Source organism: Maribacter sedimenticola (assembly GCF_900188415.1).
Classification (GTDB): domain Bacteria; phylum Bacteroidota; class Bacteroidia; order Flavobacteriales; family Flavobacteriaceae; genus Maribacter; species Maribacter sedimenticola.
In genome coordinates this window covers 89,439-106,502 of the sequence record NZ_FZNV01000007.1, presented here as the reverse complement: position 1 = coordinate 106,502, position 17,064 = coordinate 89,439, and the positions used below count along the sequence as shown (strand labels likewise).

Genomic DNA, 17,064 nt, shown 5'->3' with positions numbered 1-17,064 from the left:
AATTAGAATGAAAGTTACAGACCATATCACCAATGCAAAGGGAAAAACACTTTTCTCTTTTGAGATCGTACCACCGGTAAAAGGGAAAAATATTCAGGAATTGTATAACAATATTGATCCTTTAATGGAATTTAATCCGCCGTTCATAGATGTGACCACATCGCGTGAGGAAACCGTTTATGTCCAGAAAGAAGGGTTATTGGATAAAAAGACCACGCGCATGAGGCCGGGGACGGTAGGTATCTGTGCTTCTATTCAGCATAAGTACAATGTTGATACGGTACCACATGTTATTTGCGGTGGCTTTACCAAGGAGGAAACCGAATATATGTTGGTAGACTGCCATTATCTAGGCATTGAGAATGTAATGGCCTTGCGCGGTGATGCCCGTAGTGAACAAAAATATTTTGAGCCTACCCATGGTGGGCATTCCTATGCCATTGAGCTGGTAGAACAGATTCAAAACCTGAATAAAGGCAAGTATCTGCACGAAACTGTTGAAGCTGAACATTCTAGTGAGTTTTGTATAGGTGTTGCAGGTTATCCTGAAAAGCATTTGGAATCTCCATCCTTACAATCAGATTTAAAAAGGTTGAAGGAAAAGGTAGATGCCGGGGCAGATTATGTGGTAACACAAATGTTCTTTGATAACAAAAAGTATTTTGAGTTTGTAGAGGCGGCAAGGAATTTAGGTATTAATGTGCCAATTATTCCAGGTATAAAACCAATTGCGGTAAAAAGGCATCTGCAATTATTGCCACAGGTATTCAGGATAGATTTGCCCCAAGATCTTATAGAGGCCGTAGATCAATGTGCAACAAATAAGGATGTGCGTGCCGTGGGTATAGAATGGGCCATTCAACAATCTAAAGAGTTGAAGGCGGCAGGGGTACCTGTATTGCATTATTACTCAATGGGTAAATCCGATAATATAAAGGCAATAGCAGAAGCACTTTTTTAAAGGTTTAAAAAAGTATTAAGTAGAGAATTTAAGTACAATGTGTCCGATAAGGATAATACTTACTACGTAATACTTCGTACTTAATTCTTATAACTATTTTTGCCCACAATGAATTTTAAGTTTCTATTTATTGTAATGTTATCGGTAAGTTTTTGTTTTGCGCAAGAAGGTGCTGAGAAAAAGAAGTACACGCTTGATGCCAACCAATTCTATGGTTCCATCATACTGCACAATCCAGATATATCACATTTAATAACATCGCACCCTGCCGGGGTTATTTTAAGTTATAACCGTAAAACGTACGGTGCGGAAGAATGGGAAGAACTGTATAATTATCCAGATTTAGGTTATTCCTTTATCTATCAAAATTCCAATAACCAAACGTTGGGTGATGCCTTTGGGCTATACGCGCACTATAACTTTTATTTTTTTAGGAGAAATGTACAATTAAGGGTTGGTCAGGGCATCGCCTATGCCACCAACCCCTATGATAAACAGACCAATTTCAGGAACAACGCCTATGGCTCTGATTTTTTAAGTTCAACCTATTTAATGTTCAATTTCCATAAAGAGAATATTGTGGCCGGATTAGGGTTTAAGGCAGGTATTTCATTGATCCATTACTCAAATGCCAATTTTAGGGCACCCAATACCTCTACCAATACATTGGCGTTCAATGCAGGTTTTGTGTATGATCTTGATGGTGGAAAGGAACTGGAATATGTATACAGGGAAAAAGAAAAAATGACAGAGCCGTTACGTTTTAATCTGGCATTGCGGTCAGGAATTAATGAGAGTGACGTTATTGATTCCGGTCAATACGGTTTTGTAGTCCTATCTGCATACGCAGATAAAAGATTAGGAAGAAAAAGTGCTATACAATTAGGCGTAGATGCATATTTCTCCAATTTTTTAAAAGAATTGATACGTTTTCAAAGTATTGCGTTTCCAGAAAATAATGTTGCGGCCAACGATGATTATAAAAGGGTAGGTATGTTTATTGGGCATGAACTTTTCATTAATAAACTATCTGTCATAGCACAATTGGGCTACTATGTGTATTACCCTTTTGATTTTGAAGGGCGCATGTACAACCGTATAGGCTTAAAACGTTATTTTGGAAACAAAGTATTTGGTGCAATGACCTTAAAGTCGCACGGAGCAAAAGCAGAGGCCGTTGAATTTGGTATAGGAATAAGAATGTAAGATGGTAAAATTGATAAAAAATCCACTTAGTTGTCTGATCGGGCGAAATCCAGTCCTTTTTATCCTGTCAGGAATTTTAATGGTCCTAACTATTTCTTGCGATTCTGAAAATGCTTCAGATTGTTTTCAGGATACCGGGGAGATTGTAAAGGATGAGGTTATAGTGCCTGAGTTTACAAAGATCACTGTTTATGAGAACGTAACCTTGATTATAAAACAGGGCTCTACTCAAAAAGTGGAAATAGAAACAGGCGAAAATTTAAGAAATGAAGTTGCTGCCACTGTTGAGGATGGTCGCTTGCTGCTTAGTGATACCAATGATTGTAATTACGTGCGTGATTACGGAATTACGTTAATATATGTGACCACCCCCAATTTAACCGAAATTAGAAGTAGTACGGGATTTCCTATACGATCGGACGGGGTATTGGACTTTGATAGCCTAAGTCTTTTGTCGGAAAGTTTTACGGTGCCGGATGCCGAAACAACGGATGGGGAGTTTGTGTTGGACTTAAATGTAACATCGCTCGGTATTACTGTAAACGGTATTGCCTATTTTAAATTAGCGGGTGTTGTGGAAAGTCTGAATATTAATATAGCGGCCGGTGATTCTAGAATTGAAGCGGAAGAATTAACGGCAGGTCGTGTTAATTTTAACCATAGGGGAACCAACGATATACGGGTAAACCCCCAAACAAGTTTAAATGGTGTAATTAGGGGTACGGGCGATGTGCTTAGTTATAACAGACCGGCATCCGTAGATGTGGAAGAATTGTATAACGGACGATTGATATTCGTGGAATGAACCCGATCCTTAGATATATTAAAAATGTATTTGCCGCCAAGAGGGTTTTAGGGGAAGATAGAAATTTGACCGGAATGGTCAAGGCAGATTATTTACTACAGAGATTGATACTGGAAAAAAAGGTTCCAGGTATTTCCATTTCGGTAATTAAAGAAGGGAAAACAATTTTTGAAAAAGGATATGGGTATGCAGATTTGGAAAGTAAGCGCCTTATAGACCCCAAAACTTCAATTTTTAGAATAGCCAGTGTATCCAAACCTATTGCTGCAACGGCATTGGCCCATATGGTTCAAGAAGGGAAGCTAAGTTTAGATGAATCTTTTTACACCTATGTTCCTGACTATCCTAAAAAGAAATGGGATTTTACCATACGGCAATTGGCAGGGCATACAGCTGGGATTAGGGCGTATAAAGGAAAGGAGTATGGGTTAAACCAACCACTAACCATACCCAAAGGCTTGGAAATTTTTAAGTTGGATCCATTGGTTTATGAACCGGGAACCGATTATCTGTACAATAGTTTTGATTGGGTCATGATCGCTGCCGCCATGCAACGGGCCAGTGGAATTCCCTTTGAGGAATATGTACAAAAAAAGGTTTTGGACCCTTTAGGTATGCTGAACACATATACGCCAATAGGTCATCCGGAACGCGGTCAAAATGAAACTGGCAATAATGTTAATTCTATTGCTAAATTAAAACATCAAGACTTGGTAACCACCTTTTATACAAAAGATAGGGCAGGATTTAGAAAAGCGATACCCGTAGATAATTTCTACAAATTGGCGGGCGGTGGCTATTTGTCCACTTCTACGGACATTGCAAAATTTGGACAGGCGTTCCTGGATAAAAAAGTTATGGTTGATGAGGGGCTGTTGAGCCAGTTTTTAACTGCGCAAAGCGTTCAGGGTAATTCTACATTTTATGGTTTGGGTTGGCAAGTAAGTGAAGATGTAAGGGGCAGAACATTTTTTGGGCATGTAGGAAACGGGGTAGGCGGGTATGCCAATTTCTTTGTGTACCCTGGCCAGCAATTGGTTTTTTCAATTTTAATTAACTGTACGGATCCAAAAATACAACAGGAATTGGATGCTGTAATAGCATGTTTTTTTGAGAATGCTCCATCAGCCTAACTATTTAAAATTTCATAAGACTATTAGAAAAGGTATATTAGTCTAATTGAATTTTAAGATGATTTAAATGCACCGACCAACCAATAAAACTACACCTTCAGAACACATGAAAAATGGGAATTGGCTTCAGCGTTTAAAGGATGAAAGTTGGGAGGCAGAACTGTTAGTCTCCGCAATTGCCATTTTTGGTACGTTTCAGTTATTTGGGTTGGTAGATTGGGCCACCAATAAATTTATAGATTTATTGCCCGTGGAGCAATATGAATACGGTTATTTTATTTCGTTCATGGGTTTACTTGCCGTGAGTATTTTGGTTTCCATGTTCATTATTCATTTTTCGTTAAGGGCCTATTGGATCGGATTGGTTGGCCTGAATTCGGTTTTTCCTGATTATAGTATAGAAGATAGTGCATACTCAAAAATCTATACCTCTAAATTATTAAAAGTATTGCCCAGACAAGAAGATACCATACAAAAGGTTGATGAGCTGTGCAGTGTTATTTTTTCCGCGGCATTTACCATTTTGTTAATCTATGCATACATGTCTTTACTGGCCAGTGGTTATATACTTCTGTTTAATTTGTTGTCTTCCTATGTACCGGCTTATGTTCTCTTGATTCCGGCCTTATTATTGGGAATCTTGGTCACCGTGCAAAGTATATTGACCATTGTCGGAAACATAAAAAGGTTCAAGGAAATAGAATGGTTGCAGAACTGGTCTTTCAAAATAGTACGCTTGGCTTCAATGTTATTGTATGGACCGTTATATAAGAACATTTTACAGGTTTCTATGGTGTTCGGTTCCAATTTTAAAAAGAAAAAATGGTTGGTACGTTTGGTTTTGTTGTTTTTTGTATCAGGTATTTGTTTATCCGTAATTAAGATCAAGGATACCAACATATATTATCTTTTGGGCGTAGATAGGTATTATGCCGATCAAATGTATTTAAGTTTTTATGAAAACCAAAGTGCGGATAAATCATTTTTGTTGACACCTCAAATTCAATCGGACTTAATTGAGGGCCAAACTGTTAGGTTGTTTATCCCGGTTTTTCAACAAGAGCGAAATTATCAGGAGTCTACCTGTGGTACCTATAAAGATGATGCAAGTTTATCGCAAAATGATAATACTTTGAGCCTACGGGCGTTTTATCTAAAATGTTATGAAAATTACCATGCTATAAAGTTAAACGGCGAATTGTTGACAATGAATATTTTGAAAAAGAATCATCCGGTTTCAGGTCAATTTGGTATTGTAACGTATATCGATAAACAATTATTAAAGTCAGGAGAGAATACCATAATGGTCACTAAAACATTAGGCGATATAAAGGAGTATAATTGGTCTATTCCATTTTACTTTCAGCCCAATACTAGGACAGCTCCTTAATTTTCTGAATTTTTTAAATAATAAATAGATACTTATGAAATTAATTAAGTTCTACCTCTTTTCAATCTTGGTTATATTGGTTTGCTCCAATGTGAAATCACAGGAAATTACAATGTTTCCTACTATGTGGGGCATGGAATATTACCAGGATGATAAGGAAATTACCAAAGCAGAAGTAAAAAGTATTTTTTCTAAAAATGAAGATGTATATGCGCATTGGAAAAAGGCGAATACAAAAGATGTGGTTGCAGGTATTGCTTTAGTAGGTGAGTTTGTAGGTGTATTTTGGGCAACATCTGAATTATTGAATGATGATCCATCATTATCCAAACGGGATAAGGCAATAAATGCTGTTGGTCCCATGGCAGGAGGTATAGTTGGGGCTGTAGTGGGGCTTATTTATATGAATAGTGCTAGCAAATCTAGAAGGCGAGCAATCTTAACTTATAACAAACAGTTTGATGATCAAACAACATTTAGAATAGAACCAATTACTAATGGAGCAGGATTAGGTTTAGCATTTAAATGGTAAAAATTGTAGATAATTAACACAAAACCTCGAATATTTGAGATAGAAATTCAAAATTTCAAAAAAATTATAGCTAAAACATCCATTTTTAAATATAATTACTACATTAGCCTCATATTACAAAAGTGATGACAAAAAAATATTTCTGGAACGGTTTTTATTTTTACTTCTTTTTTAAGAGAGGTACGGGACTGTTGTAGTATATTTTAATATAAAATAGAATCTAAGTTCCGATATACATCGGAACTTTTTTTTTGAATAAAACGTAGGTAAAGTGAGTCTAAGAATAGCCATACAGGGAATAAAGGGGAGCAATCATCATCAGGTAGCAAAGGATTGTTTTGGGGACGATATTGAGTTGGTAGAGTGCCTTTCTTTTGATGTTTTGGTAGACAAATTATTGTCCAATGAAGCGGACCAGGGTGTTATGGCCATTGAAAATTCCATAGCAGGCTCTATAATTCCCAACTATGCGCTGGTGAATCATAATAACTTACATATTATAGGGGAATATTATTTAAACATCCATCATCATCTAATGGTTCTTAAGGGGCAGTGGATAGAGGATATTGAGGAGGTAAGTTCACACCCAATGGCACTGTTGCAATGCAAGGAATATTTTAGGCAATTTCCACACATAAAATTGGTGGAGGATATGGATACCGCAGAAACCGCCAAACGGATTCAGGAACAAAATTTAAAGCAAGTTGCGGCAATTGCGCCAAAGGTAGCGGCAGAATTATATGGGTTGGACATCGTAGCGAGCGACATACAGACCATTAAAAATAATGCCACTCGTTTTATCATTGTAAAGACAAAAAATAAGGTATTGCCAGAGGCCGAAATTTCAAAAGCTTCAGTACGGTTCATAACCGACCATAAAAGGGGTAGTTTGGCCGCAGTGCTTAATGTAATGAGCGATTGCAGATTAAATTTGACAAAAATACAATCGTTGCCGGTAATAGAAACACCATGGAAATATGCCTTTTTCGTGGATGTTACTTTTGCGAAATATGCTGATTTTTCCAAAGCTAAAAGTCTATTGGACATCATGGCGGAAGACTTTAAGGTGTTGGGTGAATATAAAAATGTAAGACAATGATACGTACGGCCGAAAGGTTAAATAGCATACAGGAATACTACTTCTCCAAAAAATTAAGAGAAGTACGTGGTTTAATGGCTCAAGGTAGGCCTATCATCAATATGGGTATTGGTAGTCCAGATTTGGTTCCTTCTAAAAAGGTATTGAACGCAATACAGACAGCTGTTACCGAAAATGGTGCGCATCAATATCAAAGTTATCAAGGATTACCGCAATTACGGAAGGCTATAGCTCAGTTTTATAAGCAGCGATTTCAAGTTACTGCAGACCCGGACACGGAGATTTTACCGTTAATGGGGTCTAAAGAGGGTATTATGCATATAAGCCTTGCTTTTTTGAACGAAGGAGATGAGGTATTGATTCCCAACCCGGGGTATCCTACCTATACATCGGTTACCAATTTGGTAGGTGCTGTTCCTAAATATTATGACCTTACGGACGAAAACGGTTGGTTCCCAGATTTGGAGGAATTGCAAAAGCAAGACTTGTCCAAGGTAAGGGTTATGTGGCTAAGTTATCCACATATGCCCACAGGAGCTACGGCCACGCGCGACCAGTTTAAAAAAATAGTGGCCTTTGCCAGAAAGAATGATATTCTGTTGGTGAACGACAACCCGTATAGTTTTGTGTTGAATTCCGATCCAGCAAGTATCTTGAGTATTGAAAATGCAAAGGATGTATGTTTGGAACTGAATTCCCTAAGTAAGACATTTAATATGGCCGGATGGCGTGTTGGTTTTGTATTGGGTAACGATGAACATATCAACGCAATTTTAAAGGTGAAGAGCAATATGGATTCCGGTATGTTCTACGGTATACAAAAAGGTGCAATTGCCGCTCTGGAAAGTACGGACGATTGGTTTGAGGAATTGAACAATGTTTATGGTAAGCGTAGGGCATTGATCTTTCAATTAGCAGATACCTTGGGTTGTACTTATGACAGAAATGCAGTCGGTATGTTCGTATGGGCAAAATTGCCACAGGGTAGCAAATCATCAGAAGAATTTATAGATGATATCCTGTACAAGAAAGATCTGTTCATAACACCTGGGACTATTTTTGGAAGCAATGGTGAAGGTTATATTCGCTTTTCATTATGTATTTCAGAAGATAAAATAAAAGAAGCAATCGCAAGATTTTAAATGTGATGAATGTATTTGTAATAGGTATCGGTTTAATAGGAGGTTCTTTGGCGAAGGACATAAAGTCGGCATTCGACAATGTCACCGTCTATGGCATAGAATCCAATGAAGCAAATTTAGCTGAGGCATTGTCTTTGGGTATTATAGATAAGGCGGCTACCTATCAAGATTTACAATTGGCAGATATGGTCATTGTAAGTATACCGGTAGATGTTATGGTTACCGAGCTTCCTATTATTTTGGATGCCGTACAAGAAGATTGTGTAGTTTTTGATGTTGGTTCCACTAAATCTTTACTCTGTAAAGTGCTTGAGAATCATCCAAAGAGAAGAAATTTTTTGGCATGCCACCCCATTGCGGGAACGGAGTTTTCGGGTCCGTCCGCAGCAATAAACAATTTGTTTAAGGACAAGACCAATATTATTTGTGAAGTTGAGCTAACCGCTTTTAAGTTACAAGAAAGAGCTTTGAAGGTTTTTCAGGCAATAGGTATGCGTATTAGATATATGAATCCTGTAGCACATGATAAGCACATAGCTTACGTATCGCATTTGTCGCACATTAGTTCATTTATGTTGGGTAAAACGGTTATCGAGAAAGAAAAGAACGAGCGCGATATTTTTGATATGGCAGGTAGTGGGTTTGAAAGTACGGTACGCTTGGCAAAAAGCTCGCCCGCTATGTGGACACCAATATTTAAGCAGAATAAGGACAATGTTGTAGAAACGTTAGAGGAGTATATTCAAAACCTTACGGCATTCAAGGAGCTGTTGCTTAATGATGATTACGAAGGCATTTATAATGAAATGAACAATACCAATAAAATAAAAGGAATTTTAAAAAAGAATACCGTTAAACAAGAAATAGATTAATTAAAATGGAAAATTCAAAACAAATGAGAACATGGTTGGATGATTTAAAACTAGACCATCCACTAGTAATAGCAGGGCCATGTAGTGCGGAAACCGAGGAACAAGTGTTAGGTATAGCACACTCCCTAAAAGATACCGATGTAAACTATTACAGAGCAGGTATATGGAAACCACGTACCCGTCCAGGAAATTTTGAAGGAGTAGGGGCCTTGGGCCTAAAATGGCTTCAAAAAGTAAAGGCCGAAACCGGAATGAAAACCGCTACTGAGGTTGCTAACCGTGCTCATGTAGAGTTGGCTTTGGAACATGATATCGATTTGTTATGGATTGGAGCTCGATCAACGGTAAGTCCGTTCATTATGCAAGAATTGGCAGATGCCCTTGAAGGTACTGATAAGATTGTGTTGGTTAAAAATCCGGTAAATCCAGATTTGGCGTTATGGCTAGGTGGTATTGAAAGGTTGCACACCGCAGGTATTAAAAAGTTGGGAGCAATTCATAGAGGTTTCTCTACGTATGAGAAGAGCAAGTATAGGAATATCCCGGAATGGCAAATGGCGATTGAGTTCCAGAATAAATTTCCTGACTTGCCTTTGATTAACGATCCATCTCATATTACAGGAAAGAGAGATATGATTTTTGATGTATCCCAAACTGCTTTAGATCTTAATTTTGACGGATTGATGATAGAAACGCATCATGACCCAGATAACGCTTGGAGTGATGCTGCTCAACAAGTTACCCCAGAAAAATTGGTGCAGATCATGAGAGATCTTAAGATCAGGAAGGAAAGTGATCCAGAGGCGGAGTACAATTCACAATTGAGTAATCTAAGGGCTCAAATAGATGTCATAGATAGTCAATTGATAGAAATGTTGGGTAAACGTATGAAAGTATCCGACGGTATTGGCGAACTTAAAAAACAGAAAAACGTAGCCGTTTTACAATCAAATAGATGGAACCAGATTTTAGGCGCCATGATATTAGAGGGTGAAAGCAAAGGGTTGAGCGAGGAATTTGTTTTAAGAATGTTCAAGGCAATTCATCAAGAGTCCATTAACCATCAGGAGAAAATCGTGAACGGTTAGGAAGATAATAAGCGATTTAAAAAGCACCCATTTGCTATGGGTGCTTTTTTTTGTGCCATACCTAACATATGTAAGAAAAAGTGGACATAGATTGCAATATGGATATATGTGGTGCGTTAGGGGTGTATCCAACCAATAAAAAGAGATAAAGTATGAAAAGAGTAGTTGTGGCAATCATTTTTGTTATGGTAACACTAACCGCTAAGGCCCAATCTTATGTAGGGTTTCTAACCGATAATTACAGCGGTGTGCATGGGGTAATAGCCAACCCGGCCAATATTGCCGATTCTAGATTTAAGACCGACATAAATTTAATTGGGGCAAGTGGTTTTTTTGCCAATGACTACGTAGGTGTAGGTTTTTCAGAACTTACCGGCAGTGATTTTGAGTTTGATACGGATGCCAATCTTTATTTGACGGATAATAATAACTTTTCAGGTAATATAGATATAATGGGACCTTCATTTATGTTCAATGTTGGTAAAACATCTTCCATAGCCATTTTTACAAGGGCCAGGACCATACTTACCGGTAATGAATTCAATGGGGAAAGTATAGATGATTTGGATGACAGTATTGATGAGAGCCAGGACTTTATGGTCAACGAGGGAGATTTTTATATGTCAGGAAATGGCTGGGCAGAAATTGGCCTTACCTATGCCCAAGTCTTGTTGAACAATGAACAGCATTTTTTAAAGGGGGGACTTTCCCTAAAATATTTACAAGGTTTTGGAAATGCCTATGTTACCGGTAAAAATGTAACTATAGACTATGATGCAGATGGTGCCACTTTACCTGATAGTTCAACTAGTGGTACATTGGAGTCTACGGGAGACTTATACTATGGTAGATCTGGAGATTATGACGACGATGATTATGATTACGAAGTACCGGATGCCAATGGTTTTGGGTTTGATCTAGGTGTTGTATATGAATGGAGGCCAGATTATGACAAATATGTGGTTAAGGGTGCGGATGGTGAAACATCGGTCATGAAGAACAAAAACAAATACAAATTAAAACTAGGCCTTTCCCTTACGGATATAGGTGCGGTAAAATATAAGGGCGGTTTAATTGATAACTACAATATCAATAATACCATTACACAGGAGGATTACGATAATATTGAGGATTCTGAAGATTTACAGAACCTATATACCTTTGTACAATCTAATGCGGATATCAATGCTAAATTGCCAACCGCATTGCACTTTAATGCAGATTGGAACATCAAAAACCATTTTTATTTGAACTTAAATACAGATTTAACCTTACGATCTTCCGGTGAAAATACAATGCGTACTGTTAATTTGGTTTCATTGACCCCGCGTTTTGAAAGTAAATGGTTTAGTTTTTACGTACCTATAAGTGGGTACCAATATAGTGGATTGCAGATTGGTGCGGGCTTACGTGCAGGTCCGTTATATCTTGGTTCGGGTTCTATTATCTCTACTTTTACGAGAAGCGAAATTAAAGGGGCAGATGTTTATGCTGGATTAAAGATACCGGTATACTACGGTCAGCCTAAAGATTCTGACGGTGATGGTATTCCAAATAAAGAAGACGGTTGCCCAAAAAAGGCAGGACCAATAGAAAATAATGGTTGCCCATGGGGAGATACGGACGGTGATTCGGTATTGGATAATGAGGATCAATGTCCAGATAAGGCTGGTCCTGTAGAAAACAATGGTTGCCCTTGGGTAGATACCGATGGAGATACCTTGTTGGATAATGAAGATCAGTGTGTAGATGTAGCCGGACCGGTAGAGAATAACGGATGTCCTTGGCCAGATAGTGACGGAGATTCAGTTTTTGATAAAGATGATGATTGTCCTAATGAGATGGGAACGGTAGCCAATAACGGTTGTCCGGAGCCTGTTGTTACGGAAGAGGTTCAAAAATCGTTGAACGCCTATGCAAAAACCATTTTGTTTACTACCGGTAAATCTACTCTTAAAGACGAATCCACGCCGGTTTTGGTAGATATCATATCTATTCTGAACGAGTACCCGAACGCTAAATTTACCGTAGAGGGCCATACGGACAGTATAGGTTCAGTTGTTACGAATCAAAAATTATCTGAGCAAAGAGCACAGGCTGTCTTACAATTTTTGGTAAAAGGCGGCATATCACCTTCTAGGTTAACAGCTATAGGATATGGGGAAAGTAAGCCGATTGCTACCAATATGTATAAAGACGGTAGACAGAAAAATAGACGTGTTGAGATTAACCTGGCACAGTAGATATAAAAAAATTTAGTATTAAAAAAGCCCGGTTTTACCGGGCTTTTTTATGTGTAATAGTTCTATCTTTTAAAGATATATCGGGTAATGAAAATACCTTGTCCGTCTGTGTTACCAGCATCGGCCTCTACACCACTGGTTACAAAAACCAGTTCCCAGCCATTTTGTGCCATATTACTCAACTTGGAAGAAATAAGCGCATCGTTTGCCGCAATGTTCTGAAAGCGAATACCTGCTATGTTATAAAAATTAAGCAATTTGGTCTCTTCAAAATCCTTTACACGTATATCTCCACGTTTAGATTTATTGCGCGTATTATCTTCTTCGGTCTGTTCGGAAGAGAACTCCTTATAGTCCCGGTCAGCATTGGCGTCAATTATTCTTGATCTGCCTAAACCACTGGGTACTATAGATTCTACACTGGTAATAACTTTGTATTCTTGGGCGGTCATAGTGGTAATTGCGATTAAGGCAATAAAGCAGGATAACATAATTTTTTTCATGATGATGGTTTTTTTATTTCACTAAAGTTTATTGGATGAAATTAAAAGGTATAATGTAGAAAGCAAAGAATTACATTAACTTATAAAAGTTCTATCTGAAAATCTGCGGATAAAAAAAGTCCCGATACAAAAAGCATCGGGACTACCTATTAAATGTATGTTTTAAACTATTGAATGGAGAAATCGAACACAGACTGGTTTTCCCTGCCTTGTGGTACTTGGCCTTGGTAAATAAAGCAATACTCACCTGGTTCTAAGGTATCTGGTGTAACCTTGAACTTATTGCCTTCAATTTCTTCTATGGAAAAATTAAGAGCATATTTTGGGTCAATACCGCTACTACTGGTAATCCAGCTGCTTTTACCTGTAACGACCTCCCTTAAGTTCTTTTTCTCCTTAACGGTAAGTTTTACCAAAACAAATTCGTTAGGGTTACTGGCCATTCTAAACCACCAGTTGAAAATACCGGCATCACTACCTTGGTTGTTCTGCATATTGTCAACTTCTGTTACGCTTGGGTCAAAGATAAATGTAAATTCAGGTTGACTTTGACGAATAACATTGTTGGATTGGGTTTTAGGTAGTTGCGCCTTTTGTTTGGAGTTGATCAAACCAGATACTAATTTTTGTGCAACGGCATTGGAGTTTGACCCTGAGAAAACACTTGGCTGTACCAATTTATCCTCCCCATTTGCATCCGTATAATAAATACCTGTCTTTGATTTCGTGTTTTGTTTTGACTTGTCCATGATCAATGAAAGAATTTCAGAGGAAACCCCGGCATTTTTCATTTCGCCAAGTGCAGATATAGAAGCATCGAACTTAACGTCAGAGGTGTTTATTTTGTCAATGATCATATAATCATCGAAACCCAATTCTACCATTTGTATAACGGATTCATTGGTTATGGTTTCTTGGGCAAAACCTATAGAGGTTAGCAGTAAAAAAGCATAAAGGATAAAATTTTTGATAGTTTTCATTTTAAAGTAATTGGTTAATATTTAATGTTCTAGGTTGAAATTCAAATTTATGGTATTTTTTGCATTGAAAGCAGTTACTTTGTACAAATGGAAGGTATTTTGGATAAATGGTAGGAATTGTTTATAAATCTACAGGTAGTTGGTATACCGTTAAGACAGATAATGGTGATTTCTATGATTGTAGGATAAAAGGAAAGTTTAGGATCAAGGGCATAAAAAGCACCAATCCGGTAGCGGTTGGTGATGTAGTTCATTTTCAAGTGGAGACCATAGGTGATGATACCATTGGTATAATCCATGAAATAGAAGAGCGTAAAAATTACATTATCCGCAAATCTGTTAACCTGTCCAAACAGACCCACATAATTGCGGCCAATTTGGACCAGGTATTTCTTTTGGTAACGCTGAACAACCCGCCTACATATCCGGTGTTTATAGACCGGTTTTTAATCACTGCAGAGGCCTATGAAATTCCCGTAATTTTATTGTTCAATAAAGTAGATACCTATACGCCGGAAGAATTGGACGAAATAAAATTTTTAGCAGCCTTGTATAGAAAAATTGGGTATACCTGCATTGGTATTTCGGCTACCACGGGTAAAAATGTTGAAAAGGTAAAGGAAATGATGGTTGGTAAAACTTCAATGTTTTCAGGCCATTCCGGTGTAGGTAAGTCCACATTGGTAAATGCAATAGAGCCTACTTTGGATATCAAGACCAAAAAAATATCCGAACAACATTTACAGGGACAGCACACTACTACGTTTGCAGAAATGTTCGATTTAAGTTTCAATGCCCGCATCATAGATACTCCCGGTATAAAAGGTTTTGGAATCGTAGATATGGAAAAGGAAGAGATTGGAGATTATTTTCCCGAATTTTTCAAGTTAAAACAAGACTGTAAGTTCAACAACTGTATACATGTAGATGAACCAAAATGTGCAGTAAAGAGCGCTTTGGAAAATGGGGAAATTGCATGGAGCAGATATAATAGCTATCTGCAGATGATCAAAGGGGAGGATGAAAATTATAGGGTAGATATACACGACGATAAAAAATGAGGGCAGTAATACAACGTGTTGCAAAAGCAGGTGTAACGGTCAATGGTAAAAGAATAAGTTCAATTAACGGGGGACTCTTAATTTTGTTGGGTATTGAGACTGAGGATTCCCAAGATGATATAGAATGGCTAACGAACAAGATTGTGAACCTTCGTATTTTTAATGATGAAGATGGAGTAATGAACACTTCATTGTCCACTACTAATGGAGATGCTATAGTGGTAAGTCAGTTTACTTTACATGCAAGCACAAAAAAAGGCAATAGACCTTCCTATATTAAAGCGGCAAGACCTGAAATTGCAATTCCTTTGTACGAATCATTTATTGAAAGTATGGAAGATAAATTGGGAAAAACCATTGGTACGGGTGAATTTGGAGCGGATATGAAAGTAGAATTGTTGAATGATGGTCCGGTGACAATAATTATTGATACAAAGAAGAAAGAGTAATGAACATTAATAACGCACAATTAGCGGTAGATAATTGGATCAAGGAACATGGTGTTCGTTATTTTAACGAGCTAACGAACATGGCTCAGTTGACTGAGGAAGTGGGTGAGGTAGCTAGAATTATAGCAAGGCGGTATGGTGAACAGAGTGAAAAGGAGTCAGATAAAGGAAAGGATTTGGGAGAAGAACTGGCAGATGTTCTCTTTGTGGTACTCTGTTTGGCAAATCAGACCAATATTAATTTACAACAAGCTTTTGATAAAAAGTTAGATTTAAAAACAAAGCGTGATCATGAGCGTCATCACGCCAATAAAAAGTTGAAATAGGCGTATATTTGTTGCTCTATTTTTAAAAAGATACGCATTGAAACTTCACCTTACAGGTCCGGAAAACCATCAAATTAAAGACGCTATAACGATTACGGGTTCAAAGAGTGAATCTAATCGCAGTTTATTGTTGTCCGCATTGTTTCCAAATATTGAAATAACCAATTTGTCCAATTCTGATGATGCACAGGTAATGGCAAAGGGGCTGCAGATTTCCCAGGGTACGGTAGATATACATCATGCCGGTACGGCAATGCGGTTTTTAACCGGTTATTTTTCTGCTCAGGAAGGAAAAGAAGTGGTGTTGACGGGGTCCAAAAGAATGACTGAAAGGCCAATTAAAATTTTAGTGGATGCCTTAAAATCCTTGGGTGCGGAGATAAGTTATGTGCAGGATGAAGGATATCCTCCCATTAAAATAAAAGGACAAAACCTTGTCAAGGATAAAGTAAGTCTTCCTGCAGATGTAAGCAGCCAATATATCTCCTCCCTATTATTGATTGCACCAAGTTTGGAAAACGGACTTGAATTAGAGTTGGTTGGTAAAATTACTTCAGTTCCATATATTAAAATGACCTTGGCCTTGTTAGAGGAAATAGGGGTGGAGACCTCGTTCAAAGACAATGTGATCAAGGTTTTTCCAAAGAATGAAATAGCACCGGTTACCTTGGTGGTAGAATCGGATTGGAGTTCGGCTTCCTACTATTACGGCATTTGTGCATTGGCTGCACCAGGGACCAAAATAACCCTATCTGCCTATAAACAACAAAGTTTACAAGGAGACAGTGTACTGGCTGAAATTTATACCTCCTTTGGTGTGGAAACTACCTTTGGCGATAACAAGATTATCTTAAAAAAGACGGATAAGGAAGTAGACATGGAAAATGTATTTGATCTGGCCAACGCCCCGGATATTGCACAGACCATTGCGGTAACCTGTTTTGGTTTGGGCGTAGGTTGTCATTTAACGGGCTTACATACTCTTAAGATCAAGGAAACGGATCGCTTGGAAGCTTTACATACGGAGCTGACCAAATTAGGGGCCAATATTTCCGTAACCGATAAGGAATTAGATATTGTTCCATCTATAGGGATTCTTGAAAATATTGCCATAGATACGTACAACGATCATAGAATGGCTATGGCCTTTGCTCCTTTGGCCATGAAAACGACACTTAAAGTAAACGATGCAGAAGTAGTTTCCAAGTCATATCCAGATTTTTGGAACGACCTAAGGAAACTGGGTTTTGATATAAAGGAATTATAATTAAGGA

17 protein-coding genes are annotated in these 17,064 nt (G+C 37.9%); 15 read left to right on the top strand and 2 right to left on the bottom strand.

Annotated elements, in window-relative coordinates:
- The first annotated feature begins 7 nt into the window (after window positions 1-7).
- The 11 genes from metF (at window position 8) to CHB68_RS15770 (ending at window position 12,471) form a co-directional block, all read left to right on the top strand.
- On the top strand, window positions 8-961 hold the full coding sequence (metF, locus tag CHB68_RS15820) for a methylenetetrahydrofolate reductase [NAD(P)H] (RefSeq protein WP_089262414.1): 954 nt from the start codon (window positions 8-10) through the stop codon (window positions 959-961).
- A 108-nt stretch (window positions 962-1,069) separates the two neighbouring features.
- Entirely contained in the window at window positions 1,070-2,167 is a 1,098-nt protein-coding gene (locus tag CHB68_RS15815) for an acyloxyacyl hydrolase (protein ID WP_089262412.1), read from the top strand.
- Window position 2,168: 1 nt separating this feature from the next.
- Window positions 2,169-2,972 carry a head GIN domain-containing protein gene (locus CHB68_RS15810; RefSeq protein ID WP_089262410.1) on the top strand — a complete coding sequence of 268 codons (804 nt, stop codon included), beginning with the start codon at window positions 2,169-2,171 and terminating at the stop codon, window positions 2,970-2,972.
- Window positions 2,969-4,105: a serine hydrolase domain-containing protein gene (locus tag CHB68_RS15805; RefSeq protein WP_089262408.1), complete on the top strand. Its 1,137-nt coding sequence runs from the start codon at window positions 2,969-2,971 to the stop codon at window positions 4,103-4,105. The genes CHB68_RS15810 and CHB68_RS15805 overlap by 4 nt, the downstream gene beginning before the upstream one ends.
- A gap of 67 nt (window positions 4,106-4,172) precedes the next feature.
- Window positions 4,173-5,495, top strand: coding sequence for a hypothetical protein (locus tag CHB68_RS15800; protein WP_089262406.1), 1,323 nt, complete (start codon window positions 4,173-4,175; stop codon window positions 5,493-5,495).
- 34 nt (window positions 5,496-5,529) lie between these two features.
- Window positions 5,530-6,027, top strand: coding sequence for a hypothetical protein (locus tag CHB68_RS15795; protein ID WP_089262404.1), 498 nt, complete (start codon window positions 5,530-5,532; stop codon window positions 6,025-6,027).
- A gap of 271 nt (window positions 6,028-6,298) precedes the next feature.
- Window positions 6,299-7,126, top strand: a complete 828-nt coding sequence (locus tag CHB68_RS15790; RefSeq protein ID WP_089262402.1) for a prephenate dehydratase — start codon at window positions 6,299-6,301, stop codon at window positions 7,124-7,126.
- The gene (locus CHB68_RS15785) at window positions 7,123-8,268 is read left to right on the top strand and encodes a pyridoxal phosphate-dependent aminotransferase (protein ID WP_089262400.1); all 1,146 of its coding nucleotides are present in this window, start codon (window positions 7,123-7,125) and stop codon (window positions 8,266-8,268) included. Before CHB68_RS15790 ends, CHB68_RS15785 begins: the two co-directional genes overlap by 4 nt.
- 5 nt (window positions 8,269-8,273) lie before the next feature.
- Window positions 8,274-9,140 (top strand): prephenate dehydrogenase, encoded by an 867-nt coding sequence (locus CHB68_RS15780; RefSeq protein WP_089262398.1) that lies wholly within the window; start codon window positions 8,274-8,276, stop codon window positions 9,138-9,140.
- A gap of 5 nt (window positions 9,141-9,145) precedes the next feature.
- Window positions 9,146-10,228 (top strand): bifunctional 3-deoxy-7-phosphoheptulonate synthase/chorismate mutase type II, encoded by a 1,083-nt coding sequence (locus tag CHB68_RS15775; RefSeq protein ID WP_089262396.1) that lies wholly within the window; start codon window positions 9,146-9,148, stop codon window positions 10,226-10,228.
- Window positions 10,229-10,380: 152 nt separating this feature from the next.
- On the top strand, window positions 10,381-12,471 hold the full coding sequence (locus CHB68_RS15770; protein ID WP_089262394.1) for a DUF5723 family protein: 2,091 nt from the start codon (window positions 10,381-10,383) through the stop codon (window positions 12,469-12,471).
- Between the two features lie 62 nt (window positions 12,472-12,533).
- Here the strand turns inward: CHB68_RS15770 and CHB68_RS15765 are convergent, their stop codons facing one another.
- Entirely contained in the window at window positions 12,534-12,974 is a 441-nt protein-coding gene (locus CHB68_RS15765; RefSeq protein ID WP_089262392.1) for a hypothetical protein, read from the bottom strand.
- 167 nt (window positions 12,975-13,141) lie between these two features.
- Window positions 13,142-13,954: a hypothetical protein gene (locus CHB68_RS15760; protein WP_089262390.1), complete on the bottom strand. Its 813-nt coding sequence runs from the start codon at window positions 13,952-13,954 to the stop codon at window positions 13,142-13,144.
- A 107-nt stretch (window positions 13,955-14,061) separates the two neighbouring features.
- Here CHB68_RS15760 and rsgA point away from each other — a divergent pair, with 107 nt between their 5' ends.
- From rsgA to aroA, 4 genes are read left to right on the top strand one after another with little or no spacing between them, the layout of a single operon-like run.
- Window positions 14,062-15,015, top strand: coding sequence for a ribosome small subunit-dependent GTPase A (gene rsgA, locus CHB68_RS15755; RefSeq protein ID WP_089262388.1), 954 nt, complete (start codon window positions 14,062-14,064; stop codon window positions 15,013-15,015).
- Window positions 15,012-15,464, top strand: a complete 453-nt coding sequence (dtd, locus tag CHB68_RS15750; protein ID WP_089262386.1) for a D-aminoacyl-tRNA deacylase — start codon at window positions 15,012-15,014, stop codon at window positions 15,462-15,464. Before rsgA ends, dtd begins: the two co-directional genes overlap by 4 nt.
- On the top strand, window positions 15,464-15,790 hold the full coding sequence (locus CHB68_RS15745; protein ID WP_089262384.1) for a nucleotide pyrophosphohydrolase: 327 nt from the start codon (window positions 15,464-15,466) through the stop codon (window positions 15,788-15,790). The genes dtd and CHB68_RS15745 overlap by 1 nt, the downstream gene beginning before the upstream one ends.
- Window positions 15,791-15,827: 37 nt before the next feature.
- Window positions 15,828-17,057 (top strand): 3-phosphoshikimate 1-carboxyvinyltransferase, encoded by a 1,230-nt coding sequence (gene aroA, locus CHB68_RS15740; RefSeq protein WP_089262382.1) that lies wholly within the window; start codon window positions 15,828-15,830, stop codon window positions 17,055-17,057.
- The last annotated feature ends 7 nt before the right edge of the window (window positions 17,058-17,064 follow it).

Coding starts and splice junctions, on each gene's coding strand:
- metF (WP_089262414.1), top strand. CDS start 8: ATGAAAGTTACAGACCATATCACCAATGCAAAGGGAAAAACACTTTTC.
- CHB68_RS15815 (WP_089262412.1), top strand. CDS start 1,070: ATGAATTTTAAGTTTCTATTTATTGTAATGTTATCGGTAAGTTTTTGT.
- CHB68_RS15810 (WP_089262410.1), top strand. CDS start 2,169: ATGGTAAAATTGATAAAAAATCCACTTAGTTGTCTGATCGGGCGAAAT.
- CHB68_RS15805 (WP_089262408.1), top strand. CDS start 2,969: ATGAACCCGATCCTTAGATATATTAAAAATGTATTTGCCGCCAAGAGG.
- CHB68_RS15800 (WP_089262406.1), top strand. CDS start 4,173: ATGCACCGACCAACCAATAAAACTACACCTTCAGAACACATGAAAAAT.
- CHB68_RS15795 (WP_089262404.1), top strand. CDS start 5,530: ATGAAATTAATTAAGTTCTACCTCTTTTCAATCTTGGTTATATTGGTT.
- CHB68_RS15785 (WP_089262400.1), top strand. CDS start 7,123: ATGATACGTACGGCCGAAAGGTTAAATAGCATACAGGAATACTACTTC.
- CHB68_RS15780 (WP_089262398.1), top strand. CDS start 8,274: ATGAATGTATTTGTAATAGGTATCGGTTTAATAGGAGGTTCTTTGGCG.
- CHB68_RS15775 (WP_089262396.1), top strand. CDS start 9,146: ATGGAAAATTCAAAACAAATGAGAACATGGTTGGATGATTTAAAACTA.
- CHB68_RS15770 (WP_089262394.1), top strand. CDS start 10,381: ATGAAAAGAGTAGTTGTGGCAATCATTTTTGTTATGGTAACACTAACC.
- CHB68_RS15765 (WP_089262392.1), bottom strand. CDS start 12,974: ATGAAAAAAATTATGTTATCCTGCTTTATTGCCTTAATCGCAATTACC.
- CHB68_RS15760 (WP_089262390.1), bottom strand. CDS start 13,954: ATGAAAACTATCAAAAATTTTATCCTTTATGCTTTTTTACTGCTAACC.
- rsgA (WP_089262388.1), top strand. CDS start 14,062: ATGGTAGGAATTGTTTATAAATCTACAGGTAGTTGGTATACCGTTAAG.
- dtd (WP_089262386.1), top strand. CDS start 15,012: ATGAGGGCAGTAATACAACGTGTTGCAAAAGCAGGTGTAACGGTCAAT.
- CHB68_RS15745 (WP_089262384.1), top strand. CDS start 15,464: ATGAACATTAATAACGCACAATTAGCGGTAGATAATTGGATCAAGGAA.